General features: G+C 54.9%; 19 protein-coding genes. 7 read left to right on the top strand and 12 right to left on the bottom strand.

All coding sequences use genetic code 11. The annotated features are described in order from the left end of the window. Window positions 1-91: 91 nt before the first annotated feature. From HMPREF1141_RS08355 to HMPREF1141_RS08340, 4 genes are read right to left on the bottom strand one after another with little or no spacing between them, the layout of a single operon-like run. A complete protein-coding gene (locus tag HMPREF1141_RS08355) occupies window positions 92-2,557 on the bottom strand; it encodes an ATP-dependent Clp protease ATP-binding subunit (RefSeq protein WP_009063046.1) in 2,466 nt (821 codons plus the stop codon). 17 nt (window positions 2,558-2,574) lie between these two features. Beyond that, on the bottom strand, window positions 2,575-3,594 hold the full coding sequence (locus HMPREF1141_RS08350) for a protein arginine kinase (RefSeq protein WP_009062870.1): 1,020 nt from the start codon (window positions 3,592-3,594) through the stop codon (window positions 2,575-2,577). Next, entirely contained in the window at window positions 3,591-4,118 is a 528-nt protein-coding gene (locus HMPREF1141_RS08345; RefSeq protein ID WP_009063130.1) for a UvrB/UvrC motif-containing protein, read from the bottom strand. The genes HMPREF1141_RS08350 and HMPREF1141_RS08345 overlap by 4 nt, the downstream gene beginning before the upstream one ends. Before the next feature lie 19 nt (window positions 4,119-4,137). Beyond that, a complete protein-coding gene (locus tag HMPREF1141_RS08340; protein ID WP_009063133.1) occupies window positions 4,138-4,587 on the bottom strand; it encodes a CtsR family transcriptional regulator in 450 nt (149 codons plus the stop codon). A 347-nt stretch (window positions 4,588-4,934) separates the two neighbouring features. Between HMPREF1141_RS08340 and HMPREF1141_RS17540 the strand changes: the two genes are divergently transcribed. Then, entirely contained in the window at window positions 4,935-5,075 is a 141-nt protein-coding gene (locus HMPREF1141_RS17540; protein WP_009063155.1) for a hypothetical protein, read from the top strand. A gap of 245 nt (window positions 5,076-5,320) precedes the next feature. Here HMPREF1141_RS17540 and HMPREF1141_RS08330 read toward each other — a convergent pair whose 3' ends face one another. The 5 genes from HMPREF1141_RS08330 to HMPREF1141_RS08310 all read right to left on the bottom strand — a co-directional run bounded on the left by HMPREF1141_RS08330 (window position 5,321) and on the right by HMPREF1141_RS08310 (window position 10,190). Next, window positions 5,321-5,584, bottom strand: coding sequence for a TIGR03905 family TSCPD domain-containing protein (locus HMPREF1141_RS08330; protein ID WP_035316816.1), 264 nt, complete (start codon window positions 5,582-5,584; stop codon window positions 5,321-5,323). 102 nt (window positions 5,585-5,686) lie between these two features. Further along, entirely contained in the window at window positions 5,687-6,532 is an 846-nt protein-coding gene (locus HMPREF1141_RS08325; protein ID WP_009062958.1) for a PHP domain-containing protein, read from the bottom strand. A 370-nt stretch (window positions 6,533-6,902) separates the two neighbouring features. Next, window positions 6,903-7,706, bottom strand: coding sequence for an ABC transporter permease subunit (locus HMPREF1141_RS08320; protein WP_009062966.1), 804 nt, complete (start codon window positions 7,704-7,706; stop codon window positions 6,903-6,905). Then, window positions 7,703-8,611 (bottom strand): ABC transporter ATP-binding protein, encoded by a 909-nt coding sequence (locus HMPREF1141_RS08315; protein ID WP_009063092.1) that lies wholly within the window; start codon window positions 8,609-8,611, stop codon window positions 7,703-7,705. Before HMPREF1141_RS08315 ends, HMPREF1141_RS08320 begins: the two co-directional genes overlap by 4 nt. A gap of 130 nt (window positions 8,612-8,741) precedes the next feature. Continuing rightward, window positions 8,742-10,190 carry a 4Fe-4S dicluster domain-containing protein gene (locus tag HMPREF1141_RS08310; RefSeq protein WP_009062880.1) on the bottom strand — a complete coding sequence of 483 codons (1,449 nt, stop codon included), beginning with the start codon at window positions 10,188-10,190 and terminating at the stop codon, window positions 8,742-8,744. Window positions 10,191-11,187: 997 nt separating this feature from the next. On the opposite strand from HMPREF1141_RS08310, the gene speD reads away from it, so the two are divergent. The 6 genes from speD (at window position 11,188) to nspC (ending at window position 17,630) form a co-directional block, all read left to right on the top strand. Further along, window positions 11,188-11,976, top strand: a complete 789-nt coding sequence (speD, locus tag HMPREF1141_RS08305; protein WP_009062947.1) for an adenosylmethionine decarboxylase — start codon at window positions 11,188-11,190, stop codon at window positions 11,974-11,976. A gap of 43 nt (window positions 11,977-12,019) precedes the next feature. After that, window positions 12,020-13,450 (top strand): aminotransferase class I/II-fold pyridoxal phosphate-dependent enzyme, encoded by a 1,431-nt coding sequence (locus tag HMPREF1141_RS08300; RefSeq protein ID WP_009063122.1) that lies wholly within the window; start codon window positions 12,020-12,022, stop codon window positions 13,448-13,450. Window positions 13,451-13,453: 3 nt separating this feature from the next. After that, entirely contained in the window at window positions 13,454-14,314 is an 861-nt protein-coding gene (speE, locus tag HMPREF1141_RS08295; protein ID WP_009063042.1) for a polyamine aminopropyltransferase, read from the top strand. Next, the gene (speB, locus tag HMPREF1141_RS08290; RefSeq protein ID WP_009063049.1) at window positions 14,295-15,194 is read left to right on the top strand and encodes an agmatinase; all 900 of its coding nucleotides are present in this window, start codon (window positions 14,295-14,297) and stop codon (window positions 15,192-15,194) included. The genes speE and speB overlap by 20 nt, the downstream gene beginning before the upstream one ends. Window positions 15,195-15,291: 97 nt before the next feature. Next, on the top strand, window positions 15,292-16,491 hold the full coding sequence (locus HMPREF1141_RS08285; RefSeq protein ID WP_009063003.1) for a saccharopine dehydrogenase family protein: 1,200 nt from the start codon (window positions 15,292-15,294) through the stop codon (window positions 16,489-16,491). A gap of 2 nt (window positions 16,492-16,493) precedes the next feature. Further along, window positions 16,494-17,630 carry a carboxynorspermidine decarboxylase gene (nspC, locus tag HMPREF1141_RS08280; RefSeq protein WP_035316815.1) on the top strand — a complete coding sequence of 379 codons (1,137 nt, stop codon included), beginning with the start codon at window positions 16,494-16,496 and terminating at the stop codon, window positions 17,628-17,630. 97 nt (window positions 17,631-17,727) lie between these two features. Here the strand turns inward: nspC and HMPREF1141_RS08275 are convergent, their stop codons facing one another. The 3 genes from HMPREF1141_RS08275 to HMPREF1141_RS08265 form a co-directional block, all read right to left on the bottom strand. Beyond that, on the bottom strand, window positions 17,728-18,150 hold the full coding sequence (locus HMPREF1141_RS08275; RefSeq protein WP_009063108.1) for a DUF523 domain-containing protein: 423 nt from the start codon (window positions 18,148-18,150) through the stop codon (window positions 17,728-17,730). A gap of 156 nt (window positions 18,151-18,306) precedes the next feature. After that, window positions 18,307-18,618: a hypothetical protein gene (locus HMPREF1141_RS08270; protein WP_009062982.1), complete on the bottom strand. Its 312-nt coding sequence runs from the start codon at window positions 18,616-18,618 to the stop codon at window positions 18,307-18,309. Between the two features lie 189 nt (window positions 18,619-18,807). Beyond that, window positions 18,808-19,806: an aminopeptidase gene (locus HMPREF1141_RS08265; protein WP_009063146.1), complete on the bottom strand. Its 999-nt coding sequence runs from the start codon at window positions 19,804-19,806 to the stop codon at window positions 18,808-18,810. Window positions 19,807-19,861: the final 55 nt, after the last annotated feature.

Genomic DNA, 19,861 nt, shown 5'->3' with positions numbered 1-19,861 from the left:
CGGAATCACGAAACAGATGATTCAATGCTCTCTCAGGCGCCCGAAGCTTTGCTTCGGCTTGCGCCGTGAGGTTATTATATCCGCAGTCCAGTTATTTCTCAAGAGGGGATTCTACAAAAATAAATTCACCGTTTTCGAAATCGCATACAACCCGGTTCCCCGCGTGCACTTTTCCTTCCAGCATCAGCTCCGAAAGACGATCCTCAAGCTTTGTCTGAATCGCGCGGCGCAACGGACGAGCCCCGTAGATCGGGTCAAAGCCCTCTTTGGCGATTTCCGCCACGGCGGCCTCGGCAAACTCTGCAGAGATACCGATTTCACTCAGGCGCTTCTGCAAGGTCTTGAGCATACGCCCTGCGATTTCGCGGATATCCTCATCGGTGAGCTTATGGAACACAATAATGTCGTCCACACGGTTCAGGAATTCGGGACGGAACGTGCTTTTCAGCTCGCCGAGCACCAGTTCCTTGACCTTTTCGCTGTCCAGCTTCTGGTTCTCCTCCGACGCAAAGCCAAGGCTGCCCTTTTTCTCGGTGATCAGGCGTGCGCCGACGTTCGAGGTCATGATGATCACGGTATTCTTGAAATCGACCTTCCGGCCCTGCGCGTCGGTCAGACGGCCATCCTCCAGAATCTGCAGCAGGATGTTAAACACATCCGGATGCGCCTTTTCGATTTCGTCGAACAACACCACCGAATACGGCTTGCGGCGCACGGCCTCAGTCAGCTGACCGCCCTCATCGTAGCCCACATATCCGGGAGGCGAGCCAACCAGACGGGACACGGTGTGCTTCTCCATATATTCCGACATATCCAGACGGATCATCGCGTTTTCGTCGCCAAACATCGCTTCGGCCAAGGCCTTGGTCAGTTCGGTTTTACCAACGCCGGTCGGCCCGAGAAAGATGAACGAGCCGACGGGGCGTTTCGGGTCTTTCAAGCCGACGCGGCCGCGGCGAATGGCTCTGGACACAGCGCTGACGGCCTCTTCCTGCCCAACCAGACGCTGATGCAGAGTTTCTTCCAGATGCAGCAGGCGCTCGCTTTCCTCTTCGGTCAGCTGGACCACGGGGATTCCTGTCCACACAGACACCACGTTTGCGATATCCTCGGGAGTGACCTCTCCGCCCTCATGCGAGCGCTTCTCGGTCCACAGGTTCTTCTGCCTTTCCAGCTCTTCCTTGGCCTTTTTCTCTTCGTCGCGCACCTTGGCGGCCCGCTCGAATTCCTGCGCGTTGATGGCGGCGGCTTTCTCCTGCTCCAGCTCCTTGATGCTCTTTTCCAGCTCCTGCAAATCGGTAGGAGCGGTAAAGGCACGCAGGCGCACACGGGAGGACGCTTCGTCCATCAGGTCAATGGCCTTATCCGGCAGGAAGCGATCTGCGATATAGCGGGAAGAAAGCTTCACGGCGGCGTCGATCGCCTCGTCGGTGATCTTGACCTTATGGTGCGCCTCGTACCGGTCGCGCAGACCCTTCAAAATCTCGATCGCTTCCTCTTCGCTCGGCTCGCCGACCATGACGGGCTGGAACCGGCGCTCGAGAGCGGCGTCCTTTTCGATATATTTGCGGTACTCGTTGATGGTGGTCGCACCGATCACCTGAAAATCACCGCGGGCCAACGCAGGCTTTAAAATGTTCGCGGCATCTGTGGAGCCCTCCGCGGAGCCGGCGCCGATGATGGTATGCAGCTCATCGATGAACAGAATAATGTTCCCCGCGCTGCGCACCTCGTCCATTGCGGCCTTGATTCTCTCTTCGAAATCGCCGCGGTATTTGGTACCGGCAACCATGCCGGTGAGGTCCAATGTAATCACGCGCTTGTTTTTCAGAAGCTCCGGCACCTGGCCCTCCGCAATCTTCAGGGCAAGACCTTCCGCGACGGCTGTTTTGCCGACGCCGGGCTCGCCGATCAGGCAGGGATTGTTCTTGGTGCGGCGGGACAGAATCTGAATCACGCGCTCAATTTCCGTCTGACGGCCGATCACCGGATCGATGCCGCCTTTTGCAGCCAGCGCGGTGAGATCACGCCCGAACTGATCGAGCGTTTTGGTAGCGCTTTTACCGCCCTTGCCGGACGAAGTCGATGACATGCCGGGAGCGGGAGCGGAATCCTCCCCGCTGCTCAGAGCGGAGCTGATCTCATTCAGAATGTCGCCGGACTTCGCGCCAAGCGACTGGAGGAAGCGCACACCGTAGCTGTCGCCCTCCGACAAAATCGCGATGAGCAGATGCTCGGTTCCCACGTAGTTATGGCCAAGCCGTGCGGCCTCCATGACGGCGATCTGAAGAATCCGCTTGCTGCGGGGCGTAAAGTCATCCGCGGAAAGGCTGGTTTTTGTGCCGGTTCCGATCTTTTCGGACATCAGCTGTTCCAGCTGTGCGGCTGTCACCTGCAGCTTATTCAATACTGTGGCGGCCACGCCCGTACCCTCTTTCAGCAGGCCTAGCACAATATGCTCGCTGCCGATATAGGTATGCCCCAGATTTTCCGCCGATTCAATGGCAAGGTTCAGCGCAGTGTTTGCTTTTTCTGTAAATCCGTTAAAACGATACATAGATCGTCCCCCCTTTTTTATGTTACATTCAGCCGCTGAGATACAATGCTTGCGCGAAGCGCATCCCGCTCGGCTGTGGTCATTTTCTTTGTCAGCATCATGGTAGCAGGCTGTACCTGCACGATCAAACTGTTGATGGTGTCGTACGAAATTCCGGTGAGAAGCTCCGTGGCGACTCCCATTCTCACGTAAGAGATCAGCCGCATAAATTCGTCGCTGCTGAGAACACGGGCGCTTTTCAGAATCCCGATGGAACGGAAGATCTGGTCCTGCGTTTCCACTGTTTTCACCAGCTCCGCCCGGGCTGCTCGCTCCTGCGCGATCAGCTGGCCCGCGATGCTTTTCAGGTTCGCGATCGCAGACTGCTCGCTCAGGCCCAGCGTCACCTGATTGGAAAGCTGATAGATCGCCCCCACCGGCTCGCTGCCCTCGCCGTAAATGCCGCGGATCACAAGGCCCAGCTTTGACAGGCTGGACGCTACCCGGCGCATGGCGCCGCTTTCCTGAAGCGCCGGCAGATGCAGCATCAAAGACGCCCGCATGCCGGTGCCCAGATTGGTGGGGCACTGGGTCAGGTAACCCAAATCCTCGTCGAACGCGAAATGCAGGCTCTCATTCAGCAGAGCGTCCACACGGTCTACCATCTCGTAGGCGCCCTCCAGATCAAGGCCCTCACACATCACCTGAATCCGCAGGTGATCCTCTTCGTTGATCATGACCGAAACGGTTTCGTCCTGCGTCAGCAGAAGACCGCGGCCGTTCGGCGCCGAGATAAACTCCGGGCTGACCAGATGGCGTTCCACCAGGGAGACGGCCTCGTTCTGGCTGATGTCGTCGAGACTGATGAACCGAAAATCATTGGAAATGGAGCTGTTGCCGCGCATCACGGCATCGCGCACCGCCTGCTCCACCTTTTCCCGCTGCTCGGCGGTCATCTTTACCGGGAACGGATAATCGCTCAGGTTGCGGGCCAGCCGCACGCGGGTACTGATGACCACGTCGGCCTCCTGCCCGCTTTTTTCATACCATTTCTTCATGCTTTGCCGCCCCCCTCCAGCGCTTTGATCTCGTCGCGCAGCACCGCCGCACGCTCAAAATCTTGGCTTTCGACCGCCTCGCGCAGTTCTTTCCTTTTGCGGCTGAGCTCCGTATCCTCCTGCGGGGCCACGCTCAGCTTTGCCTCGGGCTTTACCCGCAGGGCCCGGCTGCTCGGGCGCTTGCCAAAGTGCTTGGTGTTGCCGTGTATCCTCTGGATCGACGGCATCATGCGGTCGCGGAAGGTATTGTAGCATTCGGCACACCCGACCTTGCCGCTCTGGGCGATCTCCCCAAAGGAAGAGCCGCACCCCGGGCAGCGGACGGTGTCTGTCATTTCGGGAACGGGGTTCCCGAAGAAACTGCCAAGCAGGCTGTTAAAATCCAGCGCAAAGGGGTACAAAAAATTGCCGTACCCCGCTTTCTGCGCGCATTCGCCGCACAGAGCGTATTCGGTCAATTCGCCGTTCACAATGATTTTTACATACGTGGTCGCCGGGTTTTTCCCGCACATCTGACATTTCATGACAATCCCTCCTAAAAGCTCAGATCTGTGTCATCAGCATATGCTTAAAAATCGCGGCGCGAAGCACATCCCGGTTTTCTTTCGGTACATTCTGATAACATCGGTCGTTCAGAGCCGCTGCCATAATGTTTGCCGCTTTTTCCGAAATAATATCGCGCTGAAGCAAATTTGAGAGCATAATGCGCGCCGTCGCGCTGTCGAGCGAATCCCCGACGGAGTTGACCGTGTGCATGATCGCGCTGCTTGCGTCCATCTGAATCTGTGTGATGCGGATATACCCGCCGCCGCCGCGCCGGCTTTCTACCAGGTAGCCCTGTTCGGGCGTAAAGCGAGAGGTAATCACATAGCTGATCTGACTGGGAACGCACCCCAGCGATTCGGCCAGCTCGTTTCTTTGAATTTCTGCTCTTCCGTTTTCTTCTTCCAACAGTGCCAATATATAATTGGCAACATGATCACTGATTTTCATAATCACCCTTCCAGTCGAAGTTTGATTTTGACTTTCTTTGACTTTATAAATCTTATTATAAAGAGCAGCCGCTCGATAGTCAAAGTCAGTTAAAGTCAATTTCCACTTATTTTACCAAACAGTAGCAATTTAACTCGCTCAGCATATTATTTTCTAACGATTATAAATTATTTCTTGCGTTTTTGCTGCCCCGCCCTCTCCTATTGTATTCATTTGGGCGGATTTCAAGCGCCGAAAAAAAGTATTTGCGGAGAATTTCCCGCTAGAAATGACGCAGCAAAATTATTGTAACACCATTTCTCCGCATGCAATATACTATAGTGTAAACCGAAAGGAGGAATACAATAATGTGTAACAATAATAATGGCTTTGGTGGCTGCTGGTGGATCATCATTTTAATCCTCATTCTGTTTTGCTGCGGCGGCTGGGGCAATAGCGGATGCGGCGATTGTGGCTGCAACAACAATTGCGGCGGCTGCGGCTGCTAATTCCACAATCAGCAAACTACCGTCTAACCCGCACACGAAAAGGGAGCTGTGGAAACCCCACAGCTCCCTTTTCGCAAGCAAGCTTTTGGCTTTGTTTATCAAATCAAGAGTCTCGCCTGTTTCGGCTAAAATTGCGTCCGGCAGCGTCAACCATGCCAGGAATACGGTAAGTATTCCTGTGCCGCTTCCCTGCCGGGCATCATTTCATCCCGAAAATCCGCCGATTCTTCTTTGATAAACAAGGCCTAGTTTTTTGTTTCGTTTTTGGATTGGTATAACAGCAGCGCCTGCGCGAGCTGATCGGGACACGACGTATTTCTGCGCCCGCAGCGGATTCCCCGCAGCCGCCTGATCACATCGTCGATCTTCATCCCCTGCACCAGAACGCCGATCCCCTGGCTGTTGCCGCTGCAGCCGCCGACAAACTGCACCTGCTGGACGGTATCGCCGTCCACATCGAGAACGATTTTTGAAGAACATACACCGCTGGGACGAAATTCATACTGCATTGCTTTGCCCCCTTTTCTGTTTTTCAGAATGCTCAAACCGGTGATTTCTTCCCTCTTCTTTCGGCGGGGAAGAAATCATCATTTTTTTAGATCAGCTGCCAATCAGCCGCCGGATTTGATCTTGCGGCTTTTCTTTTTGAGCGCCTCGAGCTGCTCGTCGGGAGCGGTAAAAGCCCCCAGCGCGCAGGAATGTGAGGTGTACATTCCGTGAAAGTCGGAGCCGCCGGTCATGAGCAGGCCCCGCAGGCGCGCCAGCGCGATGTACTGGGGGACATCCTCTTCCTTGTGAAGAGGGTGCCATACCTCAATCCCATCGATCTCTCCCCGATCGGCCAGCTCCAGCATCAGATCGTGGCCGTCATACTGGCCGGGATGCGCCATCACCGCAACGCCGCCCGCCTCGTGAATCTGCCGGATGACATCGTGCACATCGGGATATTCGATCGCGCAGTAAGCAAGGCCGCCGCGCGGGCTGAACAGCTTATGAAACACCGAACCGAACATTTCGGTGGTATACCCCGCGTCGATCAGCGCGTGCATGATATGCTGCTTGTAAATATTCGTACAGCCCTGCGCGCGGCGCAGGATCATTTCTGCCGGAATCGGATACAGCCGCATGACCTTCTGCATCATAATATTGGCGGCCCGTTTGCGCGATTCACCGATGCGCTTGCACAGCCCCTCCAGCCGGTCGGGGCTTTCACAGTCATACCCCAGAATATGTACTTTCCTGCCCCGTGCGTTATCGTAAGCAGAGATTTCGATTCCGGGAATGACCTCTACCCCCTGGCGATCCCCAAAAATCTTCGCGCGGGTCGCGCCCGCAAAGGTATCGTGATCGGTTACCGCAATCGTACCGATCCCTTTTATTTTCGCCAGCATCACCAGTTCATCAATAGAAACCGCGCCGTCCGACATTCTTGTATGACAATGCAAATCCGCTGCCATATCATAATCCCCCCATCAATCCTTCATATTTAGTATATCAAATCGAAAAATAAAATGTAAGCCATTTCTTCGTGTATCATCAACGGATCGAAGCGGGCTTCCCTGAAAATGGCGGTTTCTTCCCTGCCGAGAGCGGGGAAGAAACCGCAGTCATTTTAAAGTTACATTGTTTCTAATCCGTTATCATCAGATGAGGACACAGGAAAAAGGGAACAAGCCAAAGCTTTTACAAGCCCGGCTTGTCCCTGCGCAATCATACAGTAATTTTACTTTCAAAAAAGCCATTGGATGCTCCCTCGCCTTTGGCAAGGGAAAATTACTATTTTCACAGAAAATTATTTTCAAATAAATTCGCAATACAGACAGAGCTCTATTTTTTCAGAAGCAACTCTGAATTGAACTTTCTCGCGGACAAAAACAGCAGAAGCACATCTGCCAGAATCAGCACAAGGCCGGCCAGCAGAGTCCAGAACGCATCGAGGTAAATCAGCCCTGTAAACTGGCCGATCAGCACCAGCACCAGCGGCAGGACGATATAACCCGAAAGCTGCATGGATTCCAGATAGCTTTTCGACCGGCCGGAAAGCAGCACCATGAAAATGACGCCGAACACCGTTGCGGCGGGCGAGAGCACAAACACAAGCGCCAGCCAGTTCCAGTTGAGAAAGAACGGCATGTTCAGAATCAGGTTGCCTGCCCCGACCACAATGGAAAACGTGACAAAGGAAATGGTCGAAATCAGAAAGGACAGCGCCGCGCACCCCGCTACCTTTGCCTTGAACAGGCTGCGGGCCGAAAGCGGAGTCAGCAGCAGCGTCTCCATCGTTCCCCGTTCCTTCTCCCCCACAAAGCTGGCCGCGGCCGACGTGGTGGAGGACATCAGCGGGATCATCAGGAAGAACATGGGACAAACCAAGTTCACCATCAAATAGAACATGGACTGCTTCAGATCAAAATCGTCCAAAAGCTCCGGCGGCATCAGCTTCATCATGTTGTCCACCCCGTTGAGCTGATCGGACGGAGCGTACAGCACCAGAAACAGATACAGCGCCGGCAGAAGCACCACCATGCAGATCGGCACGCCAATCAGCGTGCCGCGCACACTGCGAATATGCCAGACCTCGTTAAAATCCTTCTTAAAAACAGCGAGCTCCGGCTCAGACAGCAATTTCATTTCGCCACCTCCTGACTTTGCAGGCAGGAAAAATAAACATCCTCGAGTGTGGGGCGGATCAGCCTCGCCTCATACACCGGAATATCCTGCGCGACCAGATCACGCAGAATCGCGGGCATTTCGGCCTCGGACGCGATTTCCGTTTCCCAGTACTCCCCGTTTTTGACAAAGCCGTGCAGGGTCTGCTCCGGCTCTGTGCGGATGCCCGCTTTGATATGGCACCCGGCGCCTTCGCACAGGGCGGCAAAATCCCCCTGCAGAATCATCTGGCCGCGGTACAAAATCCCGTAGGTGGTGCACAGATCCTGCGCATAGCGCAGCTGATGCGTACACAAAAAGACGGTAACGCCGCTCTTTTTCGCCAGGGTGGAGATCATTTCATTCACCGCCTGGGCCGATTCGGGGTCAAGGCCGCTGGTGGGCTCGTCCAGAAACAGAACCTGCGGCTCGTGCATCAGCGCGCGGGCCAAAGACAGGCGCTGCATCATTCCGGTGGAATACTGGCCCGCCTTCTGATCCCGGGCCTCCCAAAGCTCCAGCTCGCGCAGCAGCAGCTCGGCTCTCTCTTTGGCCTGGGCCCGGACGAGCCCGGCCGTCTGGCCGAAAAACTCCAGATTCTGCTGACCGGTCATATTACCGTATAGATGGGCGGTTTCCGTCATGACCCCGCACAGGGCGTGAACCCTCTCCGGCTCGTTCTGCGGCGAAAGGCCCATCACGGAGCATTCGCCGGCGGTGGGACGCAGAAGCCCGGTCAAAAGCTTGACGGTCGTCGTTTTGCCCGCGCCGTTTGGGCCCAGAAAACCGCACACGCCCCCCTGCGGCACCCGAAGAGTCAGCTCCGAGAGTGCGGCGGTCTTCCCGTCATACGATTTTCCCAGGCCCTGCGCAGCTATGGCGTTCATTGGGTCATCCGCCTCCTTTTCGATACGATCAGTCATGCCGCATGATAAAGCGGCCGGTTTCTTCCCCCGCCTGCGGCGGAGGAAGAAACCGCTATATTGGTATCAGACCGTTTGAAAGTACATGAATCTATTATGCTCTCTGCTCCATGTGAATGTGCGTCAGATCGTGAATTTGCTCCAAATTTTCTTTAATGCCGCGTTTGTCGGCAGCGGCCAGCAGCTTTTGACGGTTCTTCATCAGCTTCTGCACCGGCTCTACGCCGCCAGGCCCGGCAACACAGCCGCCCTCGCAGGCCATGCCTTCGATCAGGTCTTCCTGCATACGGCCGGCGTTCATCACCATCAGCTGCTTTTTGCATTCCTTGGCGCCGCTGCATTTTACGCAGGAAACCGGCTGGTCAAAGCCGTCCTCGGCCAGAGCAGCCTCTACCGCCGCGGTAACACCGCCGCTAACGGCAAAGTTCTTGCCCTTGATGCTGCCGTCCTGCACGTTCTCCACCTCAAGAGTTTCTACCTCGATCTCTTTGGCGCTGAACATGGCGGCCAGCTCTTCAAAGGTCATCACATAATCGGCAGTATTCTCCGCCTTCTGAATTTCGAGCTTCTTCGCCACACAGGGGCCAAAAAAGACAACCTTTATGTCCGGCTCATTTTCCTTTAAGTACCGCACGGTCAGCGTCATGGGAGACGCCGTATGAGAAATGTTGGGCTCGAGCTTCGGGAAATGCTTTTCGATCATATCCACAAACGCCGGGCAGCAGGAGGTGGTCATCTTCTTGCCCTCCGCAACCACTTCCTTGAGCTCCTGCGCTTCGTGGTAGGCGGTGGCGTCCGCGCCCAGAGAAACCTCTACCGCATCGGCAAAGCCAAGCCGGCGCAGGCCCTCTTTGAGCTGACCGACATTCGCGGTTCCGAAATGGCCCTCAATGGCGGGGGCAAACACGGCGTATACCTTTTCGCCGGACTGAATCTCACGGATGACGCTCACCATGCTGGAACGGTCTGTGATCGCGCCGAACGGGCAGCCGGCCATGCACGCGCCGCAGCTGATGCAGCGGCTGTAATCGATCGCGGCCAGACGGTACTCGTCCATGGTGATGGCGTTGACCGGGCAGGACCGCAGACAAGGGCGCATGGTGTCTGAAATTGCGTTGTACGGGCAGGCAGCGGCACAGCGGCCGCACTCCTTACATTTTGCCGGGTCGATATACGCGCCGCGTCCGGTAACGCTGACCGCCCCAAAGGGACAGGCCGCCACGCATTTCTTCGCCAGACATTTCTGACAGTTATCCGTAACATTAAAGCGGTTGATCGGACACCCCTCGCACGCGGCCGGAAGCACACCCATTACGGCCTTGTCCTCCTGGCGGGGGAGATCTTCGCCGCAGGCCGCCGAAACGCGTTCACGGATGATTTCGCGCTCACGGTAAATGCAGCAGCGAAATGCGGGCTGCGGGCCGGGGATGATTTCATAGGGAATATCCCCCAGATGCTCTGACAACTGATTGTCATAACTCAGGCGTGCCACCGAAGACAGCACTCTATACTTGAGCTGCTTTGCGTCATTGTCATACTTCATGCTAAAATCCACCCTACTTTTATCATTGTATTTTTATTGCGTACAATTAAAAGCATAAGAAACGTTCCGCAGCTTTCACAAAGGGTTGCGGAAACAGTTTCATGTTATCTTTGTGATTATTATAACATTTCAACTGTATAATAACAAGAGAGAAATAAAAATGATCTGCAAAAAAACAGAAAAAAAAACGAAATGATATATCCTGTGAACCGCACAGGATTCTTTGGTTTTTTCTGTGATTCCATGTGGGTTTTCTGAAATACTGGGCAGCCTTTCTTTCAATTTTCATACGTTTTTATTCAAAATAATTCATAAATATCAATTTTCACCAGATCACTTATGTAATACATATGTACTCCAACAGAGGACAGCAGTCCCTGCTCCGGCGAATTTGCTGAACTTGCTAAAATGCAAAAGAGGCCATGGGAAAAAGTTCCTGATTTTTCGATGAATTATTCTTCATATAACGCAAAGTTTAAAAAAATAAAATAAAATTTTTCTTGCATTTTGCGGTTGTTTATAGTACAATGCATCTCGAAAGAAAAGTAGGATCAAAGCCTATTTTGAGCGAAGGTGAGCCTTCACCCTCGCGGCAACAACTTTTTTTGACCATTTCTTTCGCACCTTGCGGGAGAAATCAAACGCCATACGGACAGCTGGGTCAAAATGCCGGTTGGCAACTTTCGTTGCCTTATTGATTGAGCCGTTGCTCAAATTTTATAAGTTGGTTACTTAAAACCGTGTGCTTTTCGCACATTACGCTTGTGAAACAATCAATAAGAGTAGTAAAAGTAAGTTATTGCTATATAGACTCTGATTCTCTGTACTTTTGAATAAATAACAGCGGACTGACGCGCCTTTGCGCATGGCCCGCTCGAAATAAAACAAAATCGACAGAATTGTGACTCAAGTGATAAAGTGCGACACACGCCGCGCTCACTTTGGGTCTTTTTTTATTTTCTCCCCACAAAAAATACGCCGGAAATCAGGTGACGGTATGGAAAACAAACTGAAATTATATGGCTTTAACAATCTGACCAAATCCCTCAGCTTTAACATCTATGACGTCTGCTACGCCAAAAGCGAACGGGAACAGCGGGATTACATCGCTTATATTGACGAACAATATAATTCCGAACGGCTGACCGGGATTCTGGAACGCGTGACTGAAATGATCGGCGCGCATGTACTGAATATCTCAACACAGGATTACGACCCGCAGGGCGCGAGTGTCACCTTCCTGATTGCGGAGGAATCGATGCTGGCAGGACGCAGGGCCGGCACGCGCGCGGAGCTTTCCGGCGAAACGATGGTGGCACATCTCGACAAAAGCCACGTGACGGTGCACACCTACCCCGAATACCACCCGGACACCTTCCTCGCAACGTTCCGGGTCGACATCGATGTTGCCACCTGCGGCGAGATCACGCCTTTGAGCACACTAGACTACCTGATCGGCAGTTTTGACTCCGACATCATCACTATGGATTACCGCGTGCGCGGCTTTACCCGCGACGTGACCGGCAAAAAGCTGTTCATGGATCATAAGATGACGTCGATTCAGGATTTTATCGATGACAAGACCCTGCGCAAATACGACGCGATCGACCTGAACGTATACCAATCGAACCTGTTCCATACCAAGATGCTGATCAAAGACATCAATCTGCAGAACTATCTGTTCAATACCGACGTCTACGAGCTGCCGCCCCAGGCACGGCTGAAGATCACAGACAGCCTGCGGCGCGAGATGATTGAAATTTTCACCGGCAGCAACGTGTACTGAACGGAAAGGAGGCCCTTTGTTGAGCAAACTAGACCAAACCCGAATGCCCATCCGGCAGGCGCTGCTGGATTTTGAGGCGGAACGGGTGGTTCCTTTTGATGTACCCGGGCATAAGCACGGGCGCGGAAATCCCGAGCTGACCCAGTTTTTGGGCGAGCGCTGCATGCAGCTTGACGTCAACTCCATGAAGCCGCTGGACAATCTGTGCCACCCGGTTTCCGTCATCCGCGAGGCGGAGGAGCTGGCCGCGGACGCATTCGGAGCGGCGCACGCTTTTTTTATGGTGAACGGCACTACCTCTGCCGTGCAGGCGATGGTGCTTTCTGCCTGCAAGCACGGGGATGAAATCATTCTGCCGCGCAACGTGCACCGCAGCGTGATCAACGCGCTGATCCTGTGCGGCGCGACGCCCGTCTATGTCAATCCCGAAACCGACCACCGGCTCGGTATTTCGCTTGGGATGCGCCTTTCCGCCGTGGAGCAGGCGATCCGCGAGCACCCGAAGGCGCGGGCGGTTCTCGTGAACAACCCCACCTATTACGGCATCTGCTCGAACCTGAAAGCCATCACCGAGCTGGCGCACCAGCACGGCATGCTGGTACTGGCGGACGAGGCGCACGGCACACACCTGTATTTTGGCGAAGACCTGCCCCTGTGCGCCATGAAGGCCGGGGCGGACATGGCCTCGGTAAGCATGCACAAATCCGGCGGCTCGCTGACCCAAAGCTCGTTTCTGCTGGTAAACGGCGGCGTCAGCGCGGGATATGTACGGCAGATCATCAACCTGACTCAGACGACCAGCGGCTCTTACCTGCTGCTGTCGAGCCTCGATATTTCCCGGAAAAAGCTTGCCACAGAGGGCAAAGAGATTTTCCGCCGGGTGGTGGAAATGGCCGAGTACGCCCGCGGCGAAATCAACCAGATCGGCGATTACTACGCCTACTCCCGCGAGCTCATCAACGGCGACACCGTGTACGACTTCGACACCACGAAGCTTTCCATCAACACGCTGGAGCTGGGTTTGGCCGGAATCGAGGTCTACGACATTCTGCGCGATGAATACGATATTCAGGTGGAATTCGGTGACCTTGGCAATATATTGGCGTATCTGTCCGTCGGCGACCGCCACCGCGATCTGGAGCGGCTTGTCGGCGCGCTCGCGGAGATCCGCCGCAACTACAAGCGCGACAAAACGGGCATGCTGCGCATGGAGTACATCTCCCCCATCGTTGCGGTTGCACCGCAAAAGGCTTTTTACGCCGAAAAGGAAGCTTTGCCCCTAGCGCAGAGCCCTGGGCGCATCTGCAGCGAGTTCGTCATGTGCTATCCGCCGGGAATCCCGATCCTCGCCCCGGGCGAGCTGATTACCGGCGAAATACTGGAATATATTGAGTACGCCAAGGAAAAGGGCTGCTTTTTGACCGGCCCGGAGGATTTGAATCTGGAACGGCTCAACGTAATCAAGGAGGAATAAGCGGTGGATTTATGGTTTACTGAAAAACACGCGCCCGGCGTTAAGCTTTCCATCCGGGTGGACCGGCAGCTGTACAGCGGACAGAGCGAGTTTCAGCGCATCGATGTGTTTGAATCCGAAGAATTCGGCCGCTTTTTAACGCTCGACGGCTACATGATGCTGACAGAGCGCGATGAGTTTATTTATCATGAAATGATCGTCCATGTCCCGATGGCGGTACACCCCAAGGTGCGGCGCGTGCTGGTGATCGGCGGCGGCGACGGCGGCGCGGTGCGCGAGCTGATCCGCTACCCCGAAATCGAGCGGATCGACTTAGTTGAGATCGACGAACAGGTAGTCACGGTCTGCCGTGAGCACCTGCCGTTTACGGCCTGCGGCTTTGACGACCCGAGAGTGAAGCTCTATTTTCAGGACGGCCTGAAATTTGTGCGCCGCCAGAGCGAGGAATACGACCTGATTCTGGTCGATTCCACCGACCCGTTCGGCCCCGGCGAGGGCCTGTTTACCCGGGAATTTTACGGCAACTGCTACAAGGCGCTCAAAGAGAACGGCATCATGGTCAACCAGCACGAAAGCCCGTTCTACGCGGTGGACGCGCTGGCCATGCAGCGGGCGCACAAACGGATCGTGAAATCCTTCCCCATCAGCCGCGTGTATCAGGCGCATATTCCCACGTACCCCTCCGGCCACTGGCTGTTCGGGTTTGCGTCGAAGGAATATCACCCGCTGAAAGATATGGATACCAAGCGCTGGAAGGAACGCGGAATCCCGACCCGCTATTATAACACCAAGCTGCACAGGGGCGCGTTCGCCCTGCCAAACTATGTGGAGGAGCTCCTGAAAAATGTCGAACACATTGACTAAAAATATTGAAACCTTTCTGGGCTGCGACAGCGAATACGAATCCGCAAGGGCCGTGCTGTTCGGCGCGCCGTTTGATTCCACCACGTCGTTCCGCCCCGGCACACGCTTTGCAAGCCGCGCCATGCGGGGCGACTCGTTCGGGCTGGAAACGTACAGTCCCTATCAAGACAAGGATTTAACGGATATTTCCGTATTTGACGGCGGCGATCTGGAGCTTTGCTTCGGCGATACCCAAAAAGCCCTTGCGCAGATCGAAGAATTCGCCGCGGGCATATTGGAGGACGGCAAGCTTCCCGTGATGATCGGCGGCGAGCATCTGGTGACGCTGGGCGCGGTTCGGGCCGCGGTGAAGAAGCATCCCGATCTGCACATTCTGCATTTTGACGCGCACGCCGACCTGCGAGAGGAATATTTGGGCGCGACCCTCTCCCACGCGACGGTGCTGCACCGCTGCTGGGACTTGGTGGGCGACGGAAAAATCTTTCAGTTCGGCATCCGTTCCGGCGACCGGAGCGAGTTTTTGTGGGGACGGCAGCATGTGTCCACCCACAAATTCAACTTTGAGGGGCTGGAAAAAACCATTACCTCCCTTGAGGGCAAACCGGTCTACGTCACGATCGATCTGGACGTTCTCGACCCGTCGGTATTCCCCGGCACGGGAACGCCGGAGCCGGGCGGCGTCAGCTTTTTGCAGCTGCTGCACGCGGTGCTGGCGCTGAAAGGGCTGAATGTCGTGGGCTGCGACGTAAACGAGCTTTCCCCCGTTTATGACCAGAGCGGCGTTTCTACCGCGGTCGCCTGCAAAATCCTGCGGGAGCTGCTTTTAATGCTTGTCCCCGCTTCTGATGAAAAAAGAAGAGATCAAATAAATCGTTCGTAACGATTCGTCTGAGTCTATTTGAGAAACGATACAGGCCGCCGGGAATTGCACCGGGCGGCAAATCCCCGCAAGGGAACAATACAGGAGGTATCATATTATGGGAAAAGCACTGATCATCGGCTGCGGCGGCGTTGCGAGCGTTGCCATTCACAAATGCTGCCAAAACAGCGACGTTTTTGAGGAAATCTGCATCGCGAGCCGTACCAAAAGCAAATGCGACGCGCTCAAAGAAAAACTCTCCGGCGGGAAAACCGTCATTCACACCGCGCAGGTCAACGCCGACAACGTGGACGAGCTGATTGCGCTCATCGAACAATTCAAGCCCGATGTGGTACTGAATCTGGCCCTGCCGTATCAGGATCTGACCATCATGGACGCGTGCCTTGCGACCAAAACCAATTATGTGGATACCGCAAACTACGAGCCGCTCGACACCGCGAAATTTGAATACAAATGGCAGTGGGACTATAAAGAGCGCTTCGAGAAGGCAGGCATCACCGCGCTGCTCGGCAGCGGCTTTGACCCCGGCGTGACCGGCGTATTCTCTGCCTATGCGCAGAAGCACCAGTTCGACGAGATCAACTACATCGATATTCTCGACGCGAACGCGGGCGACCACGGCTATCCCTTTGCCACCAACTTCAACCCCGAAATCAACATCCGCGAAGTGAGCGCCAAGGGCAGCTACTGGGAAAACGGCGAATGGGTCGAGACCGAGCCGATGGAGATCAAGCGCGTGTACAACTTCCCCGAAATCGGCGAAAAGGATATGTACCTGCTGCACCATGAGGAGCTGGAATCCCTTGCGCTCAACATCAGGGGAATCCGCCGCATCCGCTTCTTCATGACGTTCGGCCAGAGCTACCTGACCCACCTGAAATGCCTGGAGAACGTGGGCATGACCTCGATTGTGCCGATCGAATTTGAGGGCAAGCAGATTGTGCCGCTGCAGTTTTTGAAGGCCGTTCTGCCCGACCCGGCCTCGCTCGGCCCGCGCACCAAGGGCAAGACGAACATCGGCTGCATCTTTCAGGGCAAGAAGGACGGCAAAGAGAAAACCTATTACCTTTATAATGTATGCGACCATCAGGAGTGCTACCGCGAGGTAGGCTCGCAGGCCATTTCGTACACCACAGGCGTTCCGGCCATGATCGGCGCGGCTCTGCTGATGACCGGCGTGTGGAACAAGCCCGGCGTGCACAACATTGAGGAGTTCGATCCCGATCCCTTTATGGACGCGCTGAACAAATGGGGCCTGCCGTGGCAGGAGAGCTTTGCCCCTGAGCTGGTTGACTGATGATGGAACGAACAGAGCTTTATTTACAGGCCCCCTCCCCCTGTTTTGTGGTGGATGAAGCCCTGCTGATTCAAAATCTGGAGCTGCTGGCAATGGTGCAGGAGCGCACCGGCTGCAGGATTCTGCTGGCGCAGAAGGCCTTTTCCATGTTTTCGCTGTACCCGCTGATCGGGAAGTATCTGAGCGGCGCGACGGCCAGCGGCTTATATGAAGCGCGGCTCGGCTTTGAGGAAATGGGCAAGGAAAACCACGTGTTCTCCCCCGCGTACCGCGACGAGGAGTTTGACGAGATCACCCGCATCTGCGGCCACATTGTATTCAACTCGTTTTCTCAGTGGCAGAAGTTCGGGGGCCGCGCGCTGGCCGCCGGGTGTGAATGCGGCATCCGCATCAACCCGGAATGCTCGACGCAGGATCACGCGATCTACGACCCCTGCTCCCCCGGTTCGCGGCTGGGGGTAACGGCCGCGAATTTTCACCCGGAGCTGCTGGAAGGCATTTCGGGCCTGCATTTTCACACGCTGTGTGAGCAGGACGCCGACGCGCTGGAGCGGACACTGGATGCCGTGGAAGAAAAATTCGGGGCCTATCTGCCCCAAATGAAATGGCTGAATTTCGGCGGCGGGCACCACATCAGCCGCCCGGGCTACGATGTGGAGAAGCTGGTTTCCCTGATCGACCGCACACAGCAGCGCTACGGCGTGCGGGTGTATCTGGAGCCGGGCGAGGCCGTCGCGCTGAACGCTGGCTTTCTCGTGTGCACCGTGCTGGAGATCGTGGAAAACGGCATTGCCAACGCGATCCTAGACACCTCTGCCGCGTGCCACATGCCGGATGTGCTGGAAATGCCCTACCGCCCGCCCCTGCCGGGTGCGGGACTTCCAGAGGAAAAGCCGCACTGCTACCGTCTGGGCGGGCCTACCTGCCTTGCGGGCGACATCATCGGGGATTACTCCTTTGATCATCCGCTTGCCCCCGGCGACCGGCTGATTTTCGGCGACATGGCCCATTATTCAATGGTGAAAACCAATACGTTCAACGGGATGGCTCTGCCGTCGATCGCGATTCTTGACCAAAGCGGCAAGCTGCGGGTACAGAAAACCTTTGGGTATGAGGATTTTAAAGGGCGGCTGTCATAAGCCGTAAAAGCCCCTGCGTAAGGAACCATACCGCAAAAAATGGATGATAACGAAAAAAGCCTCCTATCGCAGAATAAGACTGCGGCAGGAGGCGTTTTTATTCTGAAAATTCGTCGGCGTCCATTCCTTTTATGCCCATATCGAGCAGCGCCTTGGCAAACAGGCCCTGACCGGGAATCAATTTACCGGAGAAGCTGCCGTCATAAATCTGCCGAACGCCGCAGGTGGGGCTCCTCGGCTGCAAAATGGCCAGATCGACCGGCACGTCCCTGATCTTTTCAAGTGCAAGACGAACCCCCTCCCGAAACTTTTGATCCACATCATTTCCCAGGCAATCCACGACTCTTCCGTTTTGGATTTCCGCGGGATTGCGCGGAGCGCCCAAACCGGCCAGTATTTCGGGACAGACAGGGATAATCTCTTTATCCGCCAAAAACGCGGCGACGTGCGGGTTATTATTATTGCCGCCGTTGTATTTACAGTTTTCGCCGAGCAGGCATGCGCTGACCAGTACCGTCACGGAAAGGCCCCCTTTTCTTTCGCGGGGTTCCGAAGCAACGCTTTGGAATCTCGCGTTTTACTTTGTCCTATCATAACACGCATTGCGGCAGATTTCTATCGTCAGTCGCTATTCACCCGGCAAAATAAGGGAGTGGTGACGTACCGCCCCCTTTTTTCATCGCTCACTGAGGTTCGATTCAGCAGTATTTTTCTTTTGCTGAAACAGAAACAATTCCAGCAGAGCAGACAGCGGCAGGTTATCCGTAATCAGTTTGAAACGCCGCTCTTTTCCATCCCGGCAAACCTGTACCGCCTGCAAGGCGGCAAGCTTCCGTTTCTTGCAGGGCTGGAGCCGAAGCAGATACTCGCAGTCATCCACCGGTATCGTCACCTCATAGCTTGCGTCAAACGCACCTGATTTCCCTTGCCGATTTAAATAACTGCATACCTGCTCATACTGCTCTTGATGAACACTGCGGACAATCATTTTTCTCATTCCTTTCCATGATTGATTCCCTGCTTTTTAAGAGTATTTAGAAATGATTCTTCCCTCACTCTCTTCATTCCCTCCATTATACCGCATCATGGGCAGATAGTGTTATGCTCAATATGGGACATAAAGAAGAGCGGCCGTGAACTTCATTCACGGCCGCTCTTCTTATGATTTATTCATGTTTTACTCTTCGCCCAGGCAAATCAGCCTGCCGTCTTTTTCGATCAGGACATCATCAAAATACACGGTGGGGTTATACAGCACCATGTCGATGTGAACCGTGGAACGCGGCGGCTGGCCGTAATAGAAGCCGTTGCCCATGGCAAAATGCAGGGTTCCCCTGGCCTTTTTCTCTTCCTCAAAATCGCCGTTGAACATGCAGGCCGGGTTCAGACCGAGACCAATTTCAGCGATATTGTCGCTGTCTTTGATCTCTTTGATCTGGCGGCGGATTTCTTTGCAGATTTTGGGATCGCCGCCGACTACTTCTACGATCCGTCCCTTTTCCACGCGCAGCTCCACGGGGATGGTGGGGCAGCCGTAATAGCAGATCGGCCCGTCTACCACAATGGTGCCCTCCGTCGTGCCGATGACCGGGCCAAGGGAGACCTCTCCGTCCGACCATGCCATGGCGTCGCCGGGGTTTCTGGCGATGCCGCACTCAATGATCGGTTCCATCTGGTTCATTTCCATCGTGATGTTCGTACCGGCGGGAGTCGTCACCCGCGCGATCTTATGTCCTCTCCAAATTTCCTGGAGCCGAAGCCCGTCGGCATAAACCTTTTCATAGTCCGCGAGCGCGCCGCCACGGGTAAAGTTATCGATATTCCGCAGGCAGATGGAAACCTCTCTCAGGCGCTTTTCGTTGATCAGCTCTTTCAGGCGGTTGTTGTAAATCGCCGCGCCGGACGCCGTTGTCATGCCGACAAACACATCGCAGGCCTCCATCGCTTTCTCCAGCGTTTTGGGGAAAATCGTCGCCTTATCTTTTCCGCGGATCGGCATCATGCTGATGTTGTATTCCGCGCCGCATTTCAGAGCCGCCGCCGCGATCGCATTTGCCATGCGCATATCCGTCTGCGGGTCTATGGCGATCAGCACTTCTTCCCCCGGTTTGACCGCCATCAGATTCGACAGTAAATAGTCCGCGCGCTCTACACACTCAATGATTCTGTTGTCCATAATGAAAAACCTCTCTTTCAATGATTTTGATAGAAAGCTTATGGCTTATAGAAGC

Source organism: Clostridium sp. MSTE9, assembly GCF_000277625.1.
Taxonomy (GTDB): Bacteria; Bacillota; Clostridia; order Oscillospirales; family Acutalibacteraceae; genus Faecalispora; species Faecalispora jeddahensis.
Note: the sequence above shows the minus strand (reverse complement) of the source record. Positions and strands in the feature narration are given on the sequence as shown.

Coding starts and splice junctions, on each gene's coding strand:
- HMPREF1141_RS08320 (WP_009062966.1), bottom strand. CDS start 7,706: ATGAAATTGCTGTCTGAGCCGGAGCTCGCTGTTTTTAAGAAGGATTTT.
- speB (WP_009063049.1), top strand. CDS start 14,295: ATGTCGAACACATTGACTAAAAATATTGAAACCTTTCTGGGCTGCGAC.
- HMPREF1141_RS08300 (WP_009063122.1), top strand. CDS start 12,020: ATGCCCATCCGGCAGGCGCTGCTGGATTTTGAGGCGGAACGGGTGGTT.
- HMPREF1141_RS17540 (WP_009063155.1), top strand. CDS start 4,935: ATGTGTAACAATAATAATGGCTTTGGTGGCTGCTGGTGGATCATCATT.
- nspC (WP_035316815.1), top strand. CDS start 16,494: ATGGAACGAACAGAGCTTTATTTACAGGCCCCCTCCCCCTGTTTTGTG.
- speD (WP_009062947.1), top strand. CDS start 11,188: ATGGAAAACAAACTGAAATTATATGGCTTTAACAATCTGACCAAATCC.
- HMPREF1141_RS08270 (WP_009062982.1), bottom strand. CDS start 18,618: ATGATTGTCCGCAGTGTTCATCAAGAGCAGTATGAGCAGGTATGCAGT.
- HMPREF1141_RS08355 (WP_009063046.1), bottom strand. CDS start 2,557: ATGTATCGTTTTAACGGATTTACAGAAAAAGCAAACACTGCGCTGAAC.
- HMPREF1141_RS08340 (WP_009063133.1), bottom strand. CDS start 4,587: ATGAAAATCAGTGATCATGTTGCCAATTATATATTGGCACTGTTGGAA.
- HMPREF1141_RS08325 (WP_009062958.1), bottom strand. CDS start 6,532: ATGGCAGCGGATTTGCATTGTCATACAAGAATGTCGGACGGCGCGGTT.
- HMPREF1141_RS08350 (WP_009062870.1), bottom strand. CDS start 3,594: ATGAAGAAATGGTATGAAAAAAGCGGGCAGGAGGCCGACGTGGTCATC.
- HMPREF1141_RS08345 (WP_009063130.1), bottom strand. CDS start 4,118: ATGAAATGTCAGATGTGCGGGAAAAACCCGGCGACCACGTATGTAAAA.
- HMPREF1141_RS08285 (WP_009063003.1), top strand. CDS start 15,292: ATGGGAAAAGCACTGATCATCGGCTGCGGCGGCGTTGCGAGCGTTGCC.
- HMPREF1141_RS08315 (WP_009063092.1), bottom strand. CDS start 8,611: ATGAACGCCATAGCTGCGCAGGGCCTGGGAAAATCGTATGACGGGAAG.
- HMPREF1141_RS08265 (WP_009063146.1), bottom strand. CDS start 19,806: ATGGACAACAGAATCATTGAGTGTGTAGAGCGCGCGGACTATTTACTG.
- HMPREF1141_RS08330 (WP_035316816.1), bottom strand. CDS start 5,584: ATGCAGTATGAATTTCGTCCCAGCGGTGTATGTTCTTCAAAAATCGTT.
- HMPREF1141_RS08310 (WP_009062880.1), bottom strand. CDS start 10,190: ATGAAGTATGACAATGACGCAAAGCAGCTCAAGTATAGAGTGCTGTCT.